Genomic DNA, 17,700 nt, shown 5'->3' with positions numbered 1-17,700 from the left:
AATCTTTAGAAACCATCAAACCTTCCATTCTATTTTATAGATAGATGTGTGTACAGTATTTCTCATTTTAAAAGTAGTAATAACTTCAAAAGATTTTTTACACTCTATTTCTTGTCTTAGTTTGTTCCTTATCTGTGAAATATATTGTATATAGCCAAAACAAATGTATGGCTGCTTTTCCCTTTTATCCTTCCAACATCACCTACACACTCATCATATCGTATTCGATTTGAACCTCTCTATACAAACATTTTACTTTAAGCAGGAATGGCAGCTTCCATATCAACATCGTTTCTGCAAACAATCATTTTGTAACTACAATGATAATGTATAAGACTATCATAAGATTATTTTAATTTAAGTGTCAAAAATCACGTCTCTAAAATTAAAAAGTATTATTTAGTAACCTTGAAAGTACAAAAGTTTTACTTGAGTAAGTCTTAAAAGATCAAAGTTCCTTATTTTATGCTCATATAATAAGGAAGAAACTCGTCATTAAAGGAGCAGAAGACCTCTCGGAAGAATACCAACAAAGTCTGCTCTGTTTGCTATCAAGCATTTCTCTTTAAGTGAAATTACTTTAATTATGTATTTGAATTTTTCACATTATGTATCAAATATTATTTATTGCGTCTTTTTTAAAACAAAAAAGCAGAATCCCTGATACAGGAGATTCTGCTTTTTTCGTTATTTAAGGATTATTTTTTTATCCAGATTCAACTGGACTTCTTGTTGTGTTGCATTTAAAATTTGATGTTTTTTCATTTTTAAATGATAAACAATGTAACAGCCAATAAAGAAGATTCCTCCGCAATAAAGGGCCATACGCTGAGCAGGATCAAATGCTAAACTAATCATAACGATACAGTTTGCTATCAAGGCTATAATCGGCAATATCGGATAAAGAGGAATTTTAAATTTTAAATCCTCCACTTTTCCACCTTGCTGAATATATTTTTTTCTAAACGCAAGCTGGGAAGCCGTAATAGCAATCCAGCCAATTTGTGCACCGAGCCCCGCAAGAGAAAGCAGCCAAACAAAGACGGTTTTTGCTGCTACTACACTCGAAAGCAGAGATAAGCCAGCTATCGCAAGGGTAATCAGCAATGCATTCATCGGTACGCCTCTTTTGTTGACTCTTCCTACCATTGGACTGGCCATCTTTTCTACTGAAAGAGAGTACAGCATACGCGTTGCGGCATAAAGTCCGGAATTGGCAACAGATAAAAGAGCCGTAAGAATAACAAAGTTCATGATATCGGCAGCATAAGGAATTCCAATGCTATCTAATACGACGACGAACGGACTCTCCACTACCCCTGCCTTCTCCATAGGGATCATGGCGGCTAGAACAAAGACCGATAGCACAAAGAAGAAAAGCGTTCTCCATACCGTTTGTCGGATTGATTTCGGAATCGTTTTTTCAGGATTTTCACTCTCTCCTGCCGCAATACCAATTAACTCTGTCCCCTGAAACGAAAAGTTAACTGTAATCATCGTAATAAGAAGGGCTGATACGCCATTAGGGAAAAGTCCTTGTGCATAAAACTGGGAAAAGAATGGCGCTTCTTGTCCGCCTTTCATATCAATCAAACCAAACATGGCAGCTCCGCCCACGATGAGAAACATAATAATAGCTACTACTTTAATGCTCGAAAATAAAAATTCTGCTTCAGCAAATGCTCTTGTTGATAAAGCATTTAACACAAAGAGAAGGACAGCAAAGATAGCACACCACATCCAAACTGGTGAATCTGGAAACCATCTTAGCATAAGCTGTCCAGCTGCTAAAAATTCTAAGGCAACTGTTACAGCCCAGCCCAGCCAATAAAGCCAGCCGACAGAGAAACCAGTTGCAGGACCGATAAATTTTGTCGTATATGTCTGAAAAGAACCTGAAACAGGCATGGCCACGGACAGCTCTCCAAGACAAAGCATAGTTAAATACATAATGAAACCGCCGACTAAGTACGAAAGAATCGCACCCGTTGGACCTGCTTCATGGATTGTGTAGCCCGAACCAAGGAAAAATCCTGTTCCAATACATCCCCCTAACGAAATCATAAACAAGTGTCTTGCCTTCATACTTCTCTTTAATTCATGTGTTTCATTGTTTCCTGATGACATTAAAACTCTCCTTTAACTTCTTTACTTTAAAAGCGGTTTCTTTATTTTGAAAACCACTTCTAGGCGAATAAACGAAGCGATATTTTTTGAATTTTTAAATATCTAGACAGAAATTTATTTTAAACCTTGCTATAGACTTCTCTTAATTCTTTTGGGAGACAGTCTTTTTCTTGTATAGAACGCTTTCATTTTATTTAACAATCTACATAACTTATCGAAAGTTCAAAATCAGTTCGAAGCAGTTAAACTCAGTCGCTCCTAACAAGAACTACTTCATAGCGTTTAAAGTAATGTATCGCCTAACAACGAACTAATTAGCGCAACAGCCACTCTAGCTGTCTTATTGTGTTCATCCAAAATAGGATTGATTTCGACAAATTCCGCAGAGGTCACGATATTGGCCTCTGACAACATTTCCATTGCTAGATGGCTTTCCCGATAGCTGATTCCTCCCACTACTGGTGTACCTACTCCAGGTGCATCTTCGGGGTCCAGGCCGTCTAAATCAAGAGACAGATGCACGCCATCCGTGCGTTCTTTCAAATAAGTGATTGTTTCTTCCATTACTGCTGTCATGCCCATTCGGTCGATTTCATGCATGGTATATACTTTAATGCCTTTTTCCTTGATTAATTCTCTCTCTCCCTCATCCAAGGAACGGGCTCCAATGATGACAATGTTTTCAGGTTTTATCTTAGGAGTATAGCCCCCAATATTAGTGAGGACAGGGTGTCCCATTCCTAAACTAACCGCCAAAGGCATTCCATGTATGTTTCCTGATGGTGAGGTTTCGGCTGTATTTAAATCTCCATGGGCATCATACCAAATGACTCCTAGATTCTCAGAACGCTTTGCAACGCCAGCCAATGTTCCAATGGCAATGCTATGATCTCCTCCTAGCACCAATGGGAACCTTCCCAAACTCGTAATCTCGTTTATTTTTTGGCTTAGTTTATCATTGCCTTCTGCTACAGCACTTAAATTTTTCAAATTAGTCTCCGTATCGGCGGTTGCTCTTTCCCGAAGCCCGACACGTATATCCCCTTCGTCGTAGACAGTATAACCAAGCTTTTCTAGCCTTTCGCTTAACCTAGCGTATCGTATGGCGCTTGGCCCCATGTCTACTCCTCTTCTCGTTTGGCCTAGATCCATGGGAACACCGATAATTGAAATCTCTTTTGTCATGCTTTCGTCTCCTTCACTAATTTTCTGAATTAGTGTAACTGAAAAAAACAAATGACTCAACTCGACATTTTTTTTAATATTTATGCGATTAATTCCTTTCGTTCTTTTTCTACTTTTCAGTTTTCTAGATTATCTATATACAATACAAAAAGGACAGAAAAAGGTGGCACAGCCTTCCCTTCTCTGTCCTTTTAACGGAGAATAATATCCATTATTTTTCTAAAAATATAAAATAGTTTATATAACTAAAACGTTTGTAAACATTACTTTATTAGAAGATATTTAAATCCCACTCTCTAGCTAAATGTTTTAGCAGCATCGCTCCTGCCACGCTGTTGCCATATTCATCTATAGCTGGCCCGTAAATCCCAATCCCACATCCATGTGGAAATGGAGAATTTGGAGAATTCACTCGGCCGGGAACAGTTGCCATGATGCCACCAGAAACTCCACTTTTGGCCGGCAAACCAATAAGAGCTGCAAACTTGCCAGAAGCATTATACATTCCGCACGTAACCATCAATGCTTTCGTCAGCCTGGCCACTTCTTTTGGAAAAATTTGCTCCTTGTAAATTGGATGAAACCCGTCATAAGCTAGCACTAATCCGATTATGGCTATATCCTGAGCGGTCACTTCAATTGAACACTGCTTTAGATACACCTCTAAAGCTTCTTCAACTGTAGATTCTAAAAATCCAGTCTCTTTCAAGTAATAAGCTAACGCTCTATTCCGATGGGCCGTTTGCCATTCCGACTGAAAGACTGCTTCATTCATAACCGGGCGTTTCCTCACCATCTTTTCAAACAATGTTAAAAATGATTCGGTCTTTTCGAAAGTTGATCTTCCTCCAAGTAAAGAGGCTACAGTGAGCGCACCGGCATTGATCATCGGGTTAAATGGCCTTCCTGGCTTATGCACTTCTAAACGAATAATTGAATTAAATGCATCGCCAGTCGGTTCTACATCTACCTTATCCAGAACATATGAGGTACCAAAATCTATACAGGCAGCTATAAAGCTAATGACTTTCGATATGCTTTGTAAAGTGAAGGAACTCTTACAATCCCCAGACTCTAAGACCGTTCCATCCGGAGCTGCCATAACAATCCCCAATTGCAACGGATCCACCTTTTCTAAAGCTGGAATATAGGCAGCACATTGGCCTTGTACAGCATAGGGGCGATATTGCTCAACCCATTGATTTAAATAGACACTATGTCGATGTTTTTCATGATTTTTTTCTTGGCCAGGTGGGAAGATCCCTTTTGTAGCTACAGACATGTTCCATCTTTCCTTTCTGCAGAAGCAAAATAAATGATGAGAATTTAGCTCATTCTCATCATCAATTATTCTTCGAACTTACTATTAAACGTACATTTCTTTTCGAGGCGGCGTTATGTTTTCAGGAATCAGGGACTCATATGTTTCCCCTTCCATACGATCCTTCCATTCTAATTTTGCTTTCTCGATAATATTTGGATTTAACATAGCCTCGATCGCTGTGCAAGCGATAACTTTTCCTGCTTGAAGCATGCCTTTATGAGCAATAGGCATGGCCCCTTGTGATACTGCCTGCCATGTATGAAAAGGAGTGCCAAGCGCCCAGCATGCTGTCATACATTGTATCGTTGGGACTACCCAGCTGACATCGCCGACATCAGTAGAGCCTGATAAAGAGCTTATATCACCAAGCGGTGGAATAATATCTGCAATAGCTTTATCTTTCAAATACAGTGCTGTTTCTTTATCTAACCCTGCTAAGTCATTATGAACATCTTCTTGAGTAAGAGTGGCTCGAATTTCTTTAGCGAACTGCTGATCAAATTGATCATAATAAGGGGTACCCACCGCAGTTAAATGCTTGTACATTACATTCGCTAATGTGACATTAGGTATTAAGTTCGAAGCACTTCCCTCAAATTCCACTTCCATTGATGTTCCCGTCATCAAGGCCGCCCCTTTAGCGATGTTGTATACACGTTCGTATAAATCTTTTACTTGTTGCTTTTTTGGGGCACGAATTAAATAAGCAACTTCAGCATGAGGCTGTACGACATTTGGCGAAGTTCCTCCGGTATCCGTAATGGCATAATGCACTCTTGCCTCGGAAATCATATGTTCCCTCAAATAGTTAACGCCGATGTTCATCAATTCTACTGCATCCAATGCACTTCTGCCTAAGTGAGGAGCCGCGGCAGCATGGGCACTCTTCCCATTAAATTTAAACGTCACAGCGTAGTTGGCAAGTGTATGGACGTTCCAAATAATGGGAATGGTCGAGGGATGCCAAGAGAGAGCCAGATCTACATCATCAAACAACCCTGCACGAGCCATAAAGGCTTTTCCAGAACCATTTTCCTCTGCCGGGCAACCATAATAACGAACTGTCCCCTGCAAACCTGTTTGCTTCATATAGTTTTTAACGGCCACTGCGGCAGCAAAAGCACCGGCTCCCAACAAGTTATGACCGCACCCATGACCATGGCCGCCTGGAGTAACCGGCTCATGTTTAGCAAGACCTTTTTTCTGACTTAGGCCTGTTAAAGCATCGAATTCTCCTAAAATGGCCACAACCGGTTTACCACTTCCATAGCTCCCAATAAACCCAGTTTGCAGTCCGGCAACCTCTCTCTCAATGTGAAACCCTTCAGCTTCTAACGCTTGACATAAATATGCCGATGATTGATGTTCTTGGAAGTTGATTTCCGGACAATGCCAAATTTTATCACTTAGCTTAATAAATTTGTCTCTCTTTTGCTCAATTAGATCAGAAATAAGTGTTTGTAACTTCATTTACAAGACCTCCCTCAAAGTTTTCTAGCAATAAACGATTTGTATTGATTATGCATCTAACGCATAAGCTTCTTCCTCGTTTTGTTTGAGCAGGTCTCCTTTTTTATCATTTAAGGTTAAAAACGCTCCAATGCAGACAACAGAAAGTCCAATTAACATCCAAAACGCGGCATCAAATGAACCATTAAACGCATCAACGATAAATCCAATCGCCATTGGCGTCAGGAATCCAGCCAATTGACCGCCAGTATTGGCAATTCCCATGGCCGTACCCGTAACAGAAGATGGCAATTGTTTAAGTATAATGGCCGGTAATAGAGTCACAACAAAGGCAATAAATAGATTAACAATCGTTTGATACGTAATGAATGATGCGACACTTGAAGCTGTAAACATTAGATACAGCAAGATTCCAATCATGGTACATGAAAGCCCTCCTGCCAATCTTTCTCGGCCTTTTGGCAGCTTATCAATGATATAACCGCTTAAATAGATACCCGCTAGCATTGTTACTCCTGGAATCGTCTGAACCCAGCCAATTGAAATTAAATCTAGACCACGGTTTTTAACTAAATAGGTTGGTATCCATGTTGCAAGACCCCAGTTCACTGCATAAATACAGAAATAAGCAATAATTAAATTCCAGACCATGGGTGTTTTAAATAATGAACTGAAAATTCCCTTTTGATTTGAAACTGCGGTTTGAGTCATGTTACCTGCTGGGTTGGTTTCTGGAAGTTTAATGAAATACCAGTAAAGCGCTGCAATAATAACACCTGCAGCTCCCATTATGACAAACGTACTGCGCCAGCCGATCGTCGTCAGCAGTGCAGCTGATGCGATAGGAATAATAAGGGCAATGATCCCCCCTGATGACAGCATTACTGCCATTGCTCGACCACGTTCCGCTTTAGGAAACGTAAGTGATATGATTTTTGAGCTAGAAGGCTGAAAGCCACCTTCTCCGATACCAAATAGAAAACGAATAATAATCATAGAAGCCAAGGACCAGGCAGCACCTGTTAACCCTGTAAAAATCGACCACAAAACAACTGCAGCAATAAGGACTTTTCTAGGTCCAAATCGGTCTGCCAGCCATCCTCCCGGCATTTGCATAAGCGCATATCCGGCAAAAAAACTGCTAAGTAAAAGTCCAGTAGAGGATGAACTCAAATTTAAATCTTCTGTAATAGATAAAACTGCATAATTCATAATGTAACGATCTAGATTTCCCAGAGACCACCCTAGAAACAACAAGATTAAAATCCAATTTCTCATACGTTTCGAATCCATATTCTCCTATTCTCCCTTTAAAAAATAATTGATGTAGATATCAAAAATGAATGTATCTTCAAATTCGATTGTTTGAGACGTTTTTAAGCACTACTCGAAGCGCTTTCATTTTCATTATCTAGAGTTTGAAATTCCGCACGGTCAACTGCTCTTACATATCAAAAACTCTTCTAATTACTAAAGTAACGCTTTTTTGAATAGTGACCTTCTTTGTGGACAACTATTTACTTTTACTAATGAAACGTATTTTTCCAATCCAACTTGTCTATTTTAATAAAACGAACGATTGATGAGACTAGTTGACCCCAGTGACTCCCCCTTAATTTTAAAAATATTTCTCCTTTAACGAATATATAACGAAATTTTCGTTATTTATATAATAGGGGATGCTTTGTTTTTATTCAATAGTTTTTTTATGTAAAATAAAAAAATAAGCATTCGAATTGAATGCTTATTTCAAACAATATACTTTAATCGGTCTTCCTCGATTCTGATGTGACTCTTCACCAATACACTCTGCTAACCCCGCGTCACATAATTCAGCCACAATCCGCTGAGCATTTCTTTCCGTCATCTGAAGATTCATAGCCAAATCTTTTGTCGTAAAATTACTCCATCCCATTTTTTTGATCAAAGCATCTATTTTTTTAAATGTTTTTACGTTGATCTTTGCCTTTTTTAATGTCTCTAAGAACTCTTTATCTTCTGTACGATAAGCATAAGTCAGTTCTTCTTCCTGTCCTGCTGACTCAATGATTGTTCCATCATCCTGGACGATCATAATTTCTTGTTCTTCTTTTCTCTTCGATTCTTGAAGAGCGCGATGCGCATTTATTTCTGCTGATAGCACGGTTTTTCCAAAACCGATTCCTACAGAAACAACTGCATCCGCCTCCAGCGACAAGTATTGAACTTTTTCCCTTAATTTTTGAATCTCTCTTTCAATTGCCCCTCGAGAACTGAAAATAGTATATCGACCGTTCCCTTCCTCGACAAGAGACCCATCTAAATTCTCACAAAGCTGAAGAAGCGTTTCCTTGATCTTAAGCTCTAGATATTGAACCTCATAAGTTTTTTCCACTTTCTCTTTAATTGCGTCAAAATCTTTTACCTCAATTTTTTCAACCCCGATTTGAGTATCTTTGTAATAAGAGGCCCTAATCTTCTCGAAAAAAATTCTGAGGGTTTGAAAAATCTCAACGCGGGTCGGGGACATTAAAAACGCAGGAACACCAGCTTTGTTTAAAGCCTCATGAACAGTTGGATAACATGTCAAAGCCCCTTCAATCTTTTTCTGTTTCCATAAATCATAATGGAAGGTAAACAAATCCTTGGAAGAAATGTCTGCATCAAAATCTTTCACATAAAATTCCTTTACCATTTTTTTAAGTTGCTGCAAACTTTCTCCTTCCGTTACATTTGTAGCAGGAAACATATCGATACTGATACGGTCTAACAATTTCCGTTGAGAGTAAGCCAATTCCATAAAACTTTTATAAATGCTAGATTCTGTAGAGAAGATGTAAACCACATTTTCATTCGAAGGCAATATTTTTTCAGCCACCTGATATGGGATATATCCTGAAAAAATCCAGAAATCCACTTGATGATAATATTCTGATACAATCCCTTTTACTTCTTCTACCTCTGTATAAGGATAAGAGATAAACTCCATTTCTTGCTCGATTTCATTAGCCAGTTCAAGAATTCTTTTGATCGATGAACTTGGGCCAACCACACCAATTCTATACATTCTCTATTCCTACTTTCTAACCACTTATAAATACAAAAACATTTAATACAAGTCATTTTTCACTTTATGTTATACTATTAATTCTTCAACCTTCATCACGGTTTTATCCTATCTTTCCCTTTTTATACGAAACTCTCCCATCGTTCTCTTATAAAAAGCAACAGTTAGATGAAAACGATACATGTCTCTATTTATGTCTATGAGAAAGCAGAATCTGTTGCATGTAAAATTTTATTATCTTTTGCAAAAATTCGATAAACATTTGATGATTTTTTGAATTTCCAATCCTGTTTATGCTTAATATTTATCTTATCATACTTATGTTTTTATTCCACTAACCTTCCTCCTGCCCTCCATTTGGCAATACTCATAAAAAACATAGATCCTATACTTCATAAGAAGATATTTTCATAGGTAGTACCACATTTGCTTTTGACAGCAATCTATCTGATATGGAATACTCCATAAAAGGGGAATTATTTTCTCGATCATCTTATTCACTTCTGAACCTTCACTTTGATTGAAGTTCTTCATTAAAGATTCATGATTATAAACACTCATCTTCTTATCTAATCAAAAGAGCCTGCACCCAAAGAATGCAGACCCTAAGCATATAAACAAACATCTTTTCCCTAAAATAGTTATAAAACTTATTACTATATATTTTTCCACCAAGGTGAATGAGAAACAGACAGATCTCTGTCTAAAGGAATCGTTTCACCAATTTTAGGAGTAAGGATACGAACTCCTGCCTTTTTTGTTTCTGCTAAAGCTCGCTCTATAGGTTCCGTCCAGCTATGATAAGCAAGAGTAAAGGCTCCCCAATGAATTAACATCATCTGCTTTCCTTTTACATCTATGCTGGCTTGTACAGATTGTTCCGGTGTCATATGAACCCAGGACCAGCGTCTATCATACTGGCCACCTTCCATTAATGCGATATCAAAAGGTCCGTATTTTTCGCCTATTTCTTTAAAATGGGCATCATAGCCGCCATCTCCGCTCGTAAAGAAACGTGTCTGTTTTCCAAGAATGACCCAGCCACCCCATAGGGTCGCATCTCGATTAAAAATTCCTCTTCCTGAAAAATGTTTAGAGGGAGTGAATGCAATGGTTAACCCTTGAAATTGGATTTCATCCCACCAATTTAATTTTGTAATCTTTTTTTCCTCTACTCCCCATCGAATTAAGTGAGTATGAACACCGAGAGAGACGAAGAAATGCTTAACCTTGCTCTTTAGCTTTACTATAGATGGATAATCTAAGTGATCATAATGATCGTGTGTAATCAACACTGCATCAATAGAGGGTAATTCATCAATAATGTCTAATATATTTTGGCTATAACGCTTGCTTCCTGCAAAAGAAACGGGTGAAGCAACCGGTCCTAACATCGGGTCTACGAGTATTTTCTTATGGTTGATACTAAGTAAAAAAGCAGAATGCCCAAACCATGTTAGACTATCTTCTTCACTATTCACTTTCTTCCAATCCATCTCTGAGACAGGAATTGGACCAGCAGGATTTCGTTCAGTACGACCAGCCATATTATCCCTCATCATAGATAAATAATCAGATACCCTCATGTTCATCTTTGTTGGGATTTGATTAATGAATTTACCATTAACATAATTTTCCAGCCGGCTATATTCCTCTTTCTGCTCTTTGCTTAGATTCCCGCCGAACACTGGATGTATCTTTATAAACAAGAAGACGAGAGTAAATAAGATAACTACTAATAGGAATAAATAAATCATTGCTTTTTATAATCCCTTCCTGTTTCGATTGGGTATGTCCGTTAGTTTTTTCATTCTCAAGAAGTCATAAAAAGCCCCTTGTATCAAACCGATCGCCAAGAATCCGTGCTTTTCTAGAAGCATTTCTTCTGGGACACCCTTGATTTATTATATCGGATCTTTGCAGTCAAAAACGACTAACATTCTCCGATATACTTCCGTATTTTCCGGTTAGCTGTTGATTGACTAATGCCTAGTTTTTTAGCGATTTTAACACTGCTTGGATATTGTTGGTACATGCGCAAAATAAACTCTTTTTCTACCGTCTCCATATAATCCTGCAGTGTCATTTCTTTCATGACCTCTTTTGACGAATGGTTATCCGCTTCCTCGTTATTCATTTCAAGGTCAATTTCATTTCCACTCGTCGTGATCATCTTTTTTTCAATGAAATTCCGCAGCTCCCGAACATTTCCTGGCCATTCTTGTTGACTGATCCAAGCAACCATGGCTGTAGTAAAGTGTTTATTCATACCATACTTCAAATTCATTTCCTCGGTGATTTCAAAAACTAGGGGGACAATTTCGTCTCTTCGCTCTCTAAGCGGCGGAATTGTCATTTTAATCACATTGATTCGATAATAAAGGTCTTCTCTAAATTGTTTATTTTTAATCATTTCTTCTAAGTTTTGATTGGTAGCACAAATAATTCTGCATTTCAGTCCCACTTTTTTACTTCCGCCCACTCTCACAAGTGATTGGTTTTGTAAAACAGTCAGTAATTTCACTTGAAGATTCATGGGCAGTTCGCCAATTTCGTCCAATAGCAGCGTTCCTTCTCCGGCCGTTTCAAAATATCCCTTTTTTCCGCCCTTTTTCGCTCCAGTAAACGCTCCTTCTTCATATCCAAATAGCTCAGACTCAATTAGGGATTCAGGTATCGCACCACAGTTAACTTCAATGAAAGGTTGATTTTTTCTTTTTGACATTTCGTGAATGATTTGAGCGATTCTCGTTTTTCCAACTCCTGATTCACCTTCTAACAATACAGTAACTCCCAAATCAGATACCTTTAGTACAGTATCAAATACTTTTTCCATTTTTCCTTTTTTAAAAACAGAGGAATGCATCGCTTGTTGCTTTAATTTTTTTATTTCTTCTTGATATAATTGCATAGCTTTCGCAACCTGTTCATTCTCTTTTTTCAAGTATTCAAACTCTGTTATATCTCTAGAAAAACTAAGCGCTCCTAGTAAAGCCCCTTTATCGTCATAAACTGGATAGCCCGAGATGATTAGCTTTCTATTATGTATCGTTTCTTGAATAAATGTTTCTTTTCTTTCGTTTCTCAACACTGTTGCAATAATAGAAGGAGAAAAAATCCCTTCTTCTTCTAAAGCAAAGATATTTTGATTAATGAATTTCTCAGGCGGTATCCCGAATATTTTTTCTGTATTCCCACTTACATGTAATATGTTACCTACGTTATCAGCAATAAAAATTTCATCAAAAGAATGATCTAAAATATGCTTTAAAAGCAGAAAAGCATGTTCTCTCAAATCCATGTTTCCCCCTCCTAGTCATTACTGATTATATAATATTCAAAATAGACTAAACATACAAATTATTTTCACCAGTAAAAAAGGCAAAAAGTCTTTAAGTTTAATTTAAAAAAGTCAGATCAAATTTCTCATTTAATAAAAAACTGGATAGTAAAGTTTTGTGAAAAGTTGCTACGAATGTTAGTATATCAACCTATTTGCTTTACCCTTAACTCATTGAGCCGATCCTGCTGACATACAGAGGGAAACAGATTAATAACACCAGCTGCTTCTTGTTCTTTTTATTCTCTATTTGAACTTTAGAGCCCGATATTCTCTCCGTTCTCCGATAATCAAGTTTTATATTTCCTTCTCGTCTATCTCTCTAAAGAATTTTAATTGTTTTGCATTCATATCCCTTATCCCCTTCCAAAATAAAAGAGGACACCAAACAATAAAGCAGCGGCATACTGCTCCAAAGTTGTGGTGTCCTTCAGTTTCCTGGTAAAACTAATTATTTAATTGATTCTTTATTTCTTTTTCTCGTAATGCCAATAAGGCTGTAGCCTCTCTAAGCTTTTCATTTATTGAGCGATTCAATATAAAGCCAATTTCATAAGCATTAAATGAACCTTTATTTTCAATTTTTTCAGCTTCATACATTGCATTAGATTCTTTTATACTGTCTTAAGCATACCTGCCTTTACACATTTCAAGATTATCTAGTATTGACACTCCTACTCTAAGTTCTTGAATCTCATCTTTGATAAAGCAATCTATCAATAACAGACATATTCTTCTTCTTTAAATTTTTTATAAACTACTATAAAATTTCGACTTCGATTTCTACAGATTCTTCTAAAAATAAATTATAAAATTAATTGAATTCTTTTGAATACTTTAAACCCATCATTAAAAATTTACAAAAGAAATCATTATTCCTGTATTGAAGTTTTTAAATTCTTAATAATTTATTAGGCAGCTCCTCTTTAATTTAATTTTGCTTTTTTTGTAAAATGTTCATAAAACGGCGTAATTTGCGCTTACTACACCTAATCCCGAACCAAGTATTGTACCAATTAGCCGAGAAACATTTGTTAAAATAAAGTTACCAACAATATTTTTAAGAGCCGGGAGCTTTCCTGGCTTTTTTTCCACCTTCAATTTCATCGGTATTTCTTGAGCAATACAAATACTTCTATGTCCTGCTTCTACTAACTCCTTCACTTTATTTTTGCTTCATCCAAGTGCTCAAAGCACCCAATCACACAATCACCTTCCAAAAATTAGGTAATATGATTAAGATGTTTGTCCAATCAATATTGACTTTGAATTCATAAAGTATAGTGTAAGTTCTTACTAAACAATAAAGGGGGGAATTACTTTATGAGTCATAAGAAAAATCGTTGCCACAAGCCTAAACAGAACGACCATGAACACCATGAGCATGAACATCATCACGAGGGCCACAAACATGAACACCATGAACACAAACACCATTGCGATTGCCACAAACATGAACACCATGAGCACAAACACCATTGCGATGGCCACAAGCATAAACACCATGAGCATGAACATCATCACGATGGCCACAAACATGAACACCATGAGCACAAACACCATTGCAATGGCCACAAACATGAACACCATGAGCACAAACACCATTGCAATTGCCACAAACATGAACACCATGAGCACAAACACCATTGCGATGGCCACAAACATGAACACCATGAGCACAAACACCATTGCAATTGCCACAAACATGAACACCATGAGCACAAACACCATTGCAATTGCCACAAACATGAACACCATGAGCACAAACACCATTGCAATTGCCACAAACATGAACACCATGAGCACAAACACCATTGCAATTGCCACAAACATGAACACCATGAGCACAAACACCATTGCAATTGCCACAAACATGAACACCATGAGCACAAACACCATTGCAATTGCCACAAACATGAACACCATGAGCACAAACACCATTGCAATTGCCACAAACATGAACACCATGAGCACAAACACCATTGCAATTGCCACAAACATGAACACCATGAGCACAAACACCATTGCAATTGCCACAAACATGAACACCATGAGCACAAACACCATTGCAATTGCCACAAACATGAACACCATGAGCACAAACACCATTGCAATTGCCACAAACATGAACACCATGAGCACAAACACCATTGCAATTGCCACAAACATGAACACCATGAGCACAAACACCATTGCAATTGCCACAAACATGAACACCATGAGCACAAACACCATTGCAATTGCCACAAACATGAACACCATGAGCACAAACACCATTGCGATGGCCACAAGCATGAACACCATGAGCATGAACATAAATGCAAGGGATGTATTTGTGATCAACTAAAAAAGTTACAAACACAAACAGAAGTAGACGTTTTTTTATCTAGCGGCAAAGTATTAGAAGACGTAATATTTATTAACTTCGATCGAAAAAATTGCTGTGCTTTCTTTATGGACACTAAAAAAGAACAAGGCTCAACTCTTATTGTAGACTGCCAAAGAATTGATGCTATTCGTATCGAAGCAAATTAATGTAGTGAAAGGCCAGGAACTTTTCCTGGCTTTTTTATTTTCTTCTTTTAATTCTTCCTGAGCCAAATCCAGTATGTAACGCCGGTGCTGCATATCTTCTTCAACTGGGTCACATCCAGCAACATGAGAGCCCATCCTTCCTTCCCCATCTTTCACAAGGAGATGTGATCTTTCAGTCTGGAGACTCTTAATCTGTGATTCTATTAAAATGCTCATTTAAAGTCCTCTTTTACATTTTCAACGAACTGTGGTCTTATCTCTCAAAATACCCTTGCAGTTTCTGAGACGATCAAAAACATGACCGTCTCGCTTCACTTTCTTATTTTCGTACTTGGGTTTTTGATTAACTGCCATCAACTCACGTCCTTCTCGGCAATCGCCAGCCGTCGTAAGGCTGCCTCTAGGTCTTTATCGAACTTAGCCATTATCTTATTCTTTTCAACAAAGGCAGCCCCTGAAATAGGGCCGCATACTGGGCAAGGTTGGATGTAAAGCAACGTTCCTCCTGACCTCTAACTGAATGTGCAGCATCACATAAATCACACATCTACTAATCTCGCCAATCTATGATTTAAAAAGATTAAATCTTGTTTAGATATTTAAACCCTTTCCTTTATAAATTAATACCCATCTACTTCACTGTTGGAATGATCGTCAAAATGAAGTGTATCCCTCCTTTCTCAATGTTCACCTTACCCTTTATCGTCTTTGGCATTCGCCTATAGCAAGGTATAAATCTAAAGGATAGTCAAAAATGAATATACTCTACTCAATTATGACTAATAAATAAAAACAAATGCCAAAAAGGATGCATCCATTCTATGTGAACAAAAGAGAGCTATTTTTATTGTAAAATTACAAATAGTCAGTCTATATTTAATGATAAAATGGATGAATCGATCGTAATCATATTTGACTATCGTAGCTTATTTATCTTTGTTTTATGGCTGGCATAAATTTTGCAAATAAGTAAGTGAAGTAAAAAAAACAAAAAGGTGGGCTCGATATGATGGATAGATATTTAGAATAAAAGATAGCAGCATAGTAGTTGGATGACGGCAATCCCTTGGTTTAATGTATTTTTCTTATAAAAAAACAGTCAGGCAAAAGATTGGTGAAGGTTAAAAAACAAAAATGAAAGCGGTTTAACTAGTTAGCTTTCTATGAGTGATTAAAAAGATAGATCTTAACCATCTATAAAGGAACCGAACAAAGGGGGAGAAGGATGGAAGTAAAAAGCTACAACGCAAATATATTTATTGTCGGCATCGTTCTTGCGCTCCTCACATTTTGGCTGTTTGCCCAATCTATGATTAATATTATTCCAGCCATGCAAAAGGATTTAGGCGTTTCGTTTGGAACGCTAAACATCGCCACAAGTTTAACCTCGTTATTTTCAGGCCTTTTCATCGTTGCGGCCGGCGGGATTTCTGATCGTATGGGCCGGAAGAAATTAACGTATATTGGGTTGATGCTGAGCATTGCTGGATGTTTGCTGATCATTGTTTCTCAAAATGCCACCTTATTAATTTTTGGCCGTGTTGTCCAGGGGATTTCGGCCGCTTGCATTATGCCTGCATCCCTTGCCCTTATTAAAGCGGCTTTTGACGGAAAAGAACGCCAACGAGCACTCAGTTATTGGTCTTTCGGATCATGGGGCGGCGGTGGGCTAACCGCTTTAGTCGGTGGTGCCATTGCGACGTACATAGGATGGAAATGGATATTTGTCGTATCTATTGGCATCGCTCTATTATCGATGTTGTTGCTAAGAGGCATTCCGGAAAGTAAAGCAGAGGAACAAGGTAAAACAAAATTTGATTTCCCGGGTTTTTTTCTTTTTATCCTTATGATGTTAATGGTCAATATCATCGTAACACGCGGACAAGATTTCGGATGGACGAGCTCTTTAACATTGAGCCTGATTGGTGGCGTGTTAGTCACACTGGTGATCTTCTTTGCGATTGAACGAAAAAAGAAGAATCAATTTATTGAATTTTCGCTTTTTAAAACTAAAGCGTACACCGGAGCTGTTGTCTCAAACTGCCTTCAAAATGGAATCGCGGCCAATATTGTTGTTGCCAATACGTATGTTCAACTGGCACGCGGATTTACTTCTTTTCAAACCGGATTACTCACGGTTGGAAACGTCGTGGCATTAGTGTTGATGATCCGGGTTGGCGAAAAAATGCTGCAAAAAATGGGTGCGAGAAAACCCATGCTTACCGCCACTTTTATCGCTTCACTTGGCATGAGTATGACGGCGATGACCTTTTTGTCTGATCTGGCTTATATCGTTGTTGCATTTGTCGGTTTTTTAATTTCCGGGATTGGCATTGGCATGTATGCAACCCCATCGACAGATACGGCTCTCGTAAATATTGCAGACGATAAAGTTGGTGTAGCATCCGGAATTTATAAAATGGGAAGCTCATTAGGATATTCATTTGGAATTGCTATTTCAACAGCGGTATATGGAATGCTCATGGCAATAAGCAGCATCCACGTTGCTGCTTCAGTCGGTATTTTGGTGAATGTTGTATTTGCCATTGCCGCCATGATAGTTGTTTCCAAAACTATTCCACCAGAAGAAGGACTAGAAAAGCCTGTACCAAATTTTCAAGCAGATAAAAAATGGGCGGTCAATGAAGAATAAGCCATTTAAACTTTTTTATC

14 protein-coding genes are annotated in these 17,700 nt (G+C 37.9%); 1 reads left to right on the top strand and 13 read right to left on the bottom strand.

From position 1 onward, the window contains the following. Positions 1 to 687: 687 nt before the first annotated feature. From A8F95_RS19045 to A8F95_RS22715, 13 genes are all read right to left on the bottom strand, one after another. On the bottom strand, positions 688 to 2,127 hold the full coding sequence (locus A8F95_RS19045) for an amino acid permease (protein WP_065411987.1): 1,440 nt from the start codon (positions 2,125 to 2,127) through the stop codon (positions 688 to 690). 282 nt (positions 2,128 to 2,409) lie between these two features. Continuing rightward, the gene (gene rocF / locus A8F95_RS19040) at positions 2,410 to 3,312 is read right to left on the bottom strand and encodes an arginase (RefSeq protein ID WP_065411986.1); all 903 of its coding nucleotides are present in this window, start codon (positions 3,310 to 3,312) and stop codon (positions 2,410 to 2,412) included. Between the two features lie 271 nt (positions 3,313 to 3,583). Beyond that, entirely contained in the window at positions 3,584 to 4,594 is a 1,011-nt protein-coding gene (locus A8F95_RS19035) for a glutaminase (RefSeq protein WP_077247447.1), read from the bottom strand. Between the two features lie 84 nt (positions 4,595 to 4,678). Beyond that, positions 4,679 to 6,106: a M20 family metallopeptidase gene (locus A8F95_RS19030; protein ID WP_065411985.1), complete on the bottom strand. Its 1,428-nt coding sequence runs from the start codon at positions 6,104 to 6,106 to the stop codon at positions 4,679 to 4,681. Positions 6,107 to 6,154: 48 nt separating this feature from the next. After that, complete coding sequence (locus A8F95_RS19025; RefSeq protein ID WP_065411984.1) at positions 6,155 to 7,399, bottom strand: MFS transporter; 1,245 nt, start codon at positions 7,397 to 7,399, stop codon at positions 6,155 to 6,157. 451 nt (positions 7,400 to 7,850) lie between these two features. Beyond that, positions 7,851 to 9,152: a hypothetical protein gene (locus A8F95_RS19020; RefSeq protein WP_065411983.1), complete on the bottom strand. Its 1,302-nt coding sequence runs from the start codon at positions 9,150 to 9,152 to the stop codon at positions 7,851 to 7,853. Positions 9,153 to 9,808: 656 nt separating this feature from the next. Continuing rightward, positions 9,809 to 10,909 carry an MBL fold metallo-hydrolase gene (locus A8F95_RS19015; protein WP_065411982.1) on the bottom strand — a complete coding sequence of 367 codons (1,101 nt, stop codon included), beginning with the start codon at positions 10,907 to 10,909 and terminating at the stop codon, positions 9,809 to 9,811. Between the two features lie 176 nt (positions 10,910 to 11,085). After that, positions 11,086 to 12,453 (bottom strand): sigma-54 interaction domain-containing protein, encoded by a 1,368-nt coding sequence (locus tag A8F95_RS19010; RefSeq protein WP_065411981.1) that lies wholly within the window; start codon positions 12,451 to 12,453, stop codon positions 11,086 to 11,088. A 486-nt stretch (positions 12,454 to 12,939) separates the two neighbouring features. Continuing rightward, positions 12,940 to 13,092: a hypothetical protein gene (locus A8F95_RS22720; protein WP_176713762.1), complete on the bottom strand. Its 153-nt coding sequence runs from the start codon at positions 13,090 to 13,092 to the stop codon at positions 12,940 to 12,942. A gap of 357 nt (positions 13,093 to 13,449) precedes the next feature. Further along, positions 13,450 to 13,656: a hypothetical protein gene (locus tag A8F95_RS19005; RefSeq protein ID WP_065411980.1), complete on the bottom strand. Its 207-nt coding sequence runs from the start codon at positions 13,654 to 13,656 to the stop codon at positions 13,450 to 13,452. 132 nt (positions 13,657 to 13,788) lie between these two features. Further along, positions 13,789 to 14,835, bottom strand: coding sequence for a polysaccharide biosynthesis protein (locus A8F95_RS22180; RefSeq protein ID WP_141676302.1), 1,047 nt, complete (start codon positions 14,833 to 14,835; stop codon positions 13,789 to 13,791). Positions 14,836 to 14,970: 135 nt separating this feature from the next. Then, on the bottom strand, positions 14,971 to 15,243 hold the full coding sequence (locus A8F95_RS18995) for a hypothetical protein (protein ID WP_065411978.1): 273 nt from the start codon (positions 15,241 to 15,243) through the stop codon (positions 14,971 to 14,973). A 137-nt stretch (positions 15,244 to 15,380) separates the two neighbouring features. Then, positions 15,381 to 15,524 carry a hypothetical protein gene (locus tag A8F95_RS22715; RefSeq protein WP_176713761.1) on the bottom strand — a complete coding sequence of 48 codons (144 nt, stop codon included), beginning with the start codon at positions 15,522 to 15,524 and terminating at the stop codon, positions 15,381 to 15,383. Positions 15,525 to 16,252: 728 nt separating this feature from the next. On the opposite strand from A8F95_RS22715, the gene A8F95_RS18990 reads away from it, so the two are divergent. Then, positions 16,253 to 17,680, top strand: a complete 1,428-nt coding sequence (locus tag A8F95_RS18990) for an MFS transporter (RefSeq protein ID WP_065411977.1) — start codon at positions 16,253 to 16,255, stop codon at positions 17,678 to 17,680. The last annotated feature ends 20 nt before the right edge of the window (positions 17,681 to 17,700 follow it).

Source organism: Pseudobacillus wudalianchiensis (assembly GCF_001685015.1).
Classification (GTDB): domain Bacteria; phylum Bacillota; class Bacilli; order Bacillales; family Domibacillaceae; genus Pseudobacillus; species Pseudobacillus wudalianchiensis.
The sequence above is the reverse complement of the archived record's forward strand: the minus strand, read 5'-3'. Positions and strand labels throughout refer to the sequence as shown.

What these genes read in the sequence shown, in the direction of transcription:
- A8F95_RS19020 (WP_065411983.1), bottom strand. Translation starts at nt 9,152, where the DNA reads ATGTATAGAATTGGTGTGGTTGGCCCAAGTTCATCGATCAAAAGAATT.
- A8F95_RS19030 (WP_065411985.1), bottom strand. Translation starts at nt 6,106, where the DNA reads ATGAAGTTACAAACACTTATTTCTGATCTAATTGAGCAAAAGAGAGAC.
- A8F95_RS18990 (WP_065411977.1), top strand. Translation starts at nt 16,253, where the DNA reads ATGGAAGTAAAAAGCTACAACGCAAATATATTTATTGTCGGCATCGTT.
- A8F95_RS19015 (WP_065411982.1), bottom strand. Translation starts at nt 10,909, where the DNA reads ATGATTTATTTATTCCTATTAGTAGTTATCTTATTTACTCTCGTCTTC.
- A8F95_RS19025 (WP_065411984.1), bottom strand. Translation starts at nt 7,399, where the DNA reads ATGGATTCGAAACGTATGAGAAATTGGATTTTAATCTTGTTGTTTCTA.
- A8F95_RS22720 (WP_176713762.1), bottom strand. Translation starts at nt 13,092, where the DNA reads ATGTATGAAGCTGAAAAAATTGAAAATAAAGGTTCATTTAATGCTTAT.
- A8F95_RS19010 (WP_065411981.1), bottom strand. Translation starts at nt 12,453, where the DNA reads ATGGATTTGAGAGAACATGCTTTTCTGCTTTTAAAGCATATTTTAGAT.
- A8F95_RS19045 (WP_065411987.1), bottom strand. Translation starts at nt 2,127, where the DNA reads ATGTCATCAGGAAACAATGAAACACATGAATTAAAGAGAAGTATGAAG.
- A8F95_RS18995 (WP_065411978.1), bottom strand. Translation starts at nt 15,243, where the DNA reads ATGAGCATTTTAATAGAATCACAGATTAAGAGTCTCCAGACTGAAAGA.
- rocF (WP_065411986.1), bottom strand. Translation starts at nt 3,312, where the DNA reads ATGACAAAAGAGATTTCAATTATCGGTGTTCCCATGGATCTAGGCCAA.
- A8F95_RS19035 (WP_077247447.1), bottom strand. Translation starts at nt 4,594, where the DNA reads ATGTCTGTAGCTACAAAAGGGATCTTCCCACCTGGCCAAGAAAAAAAT.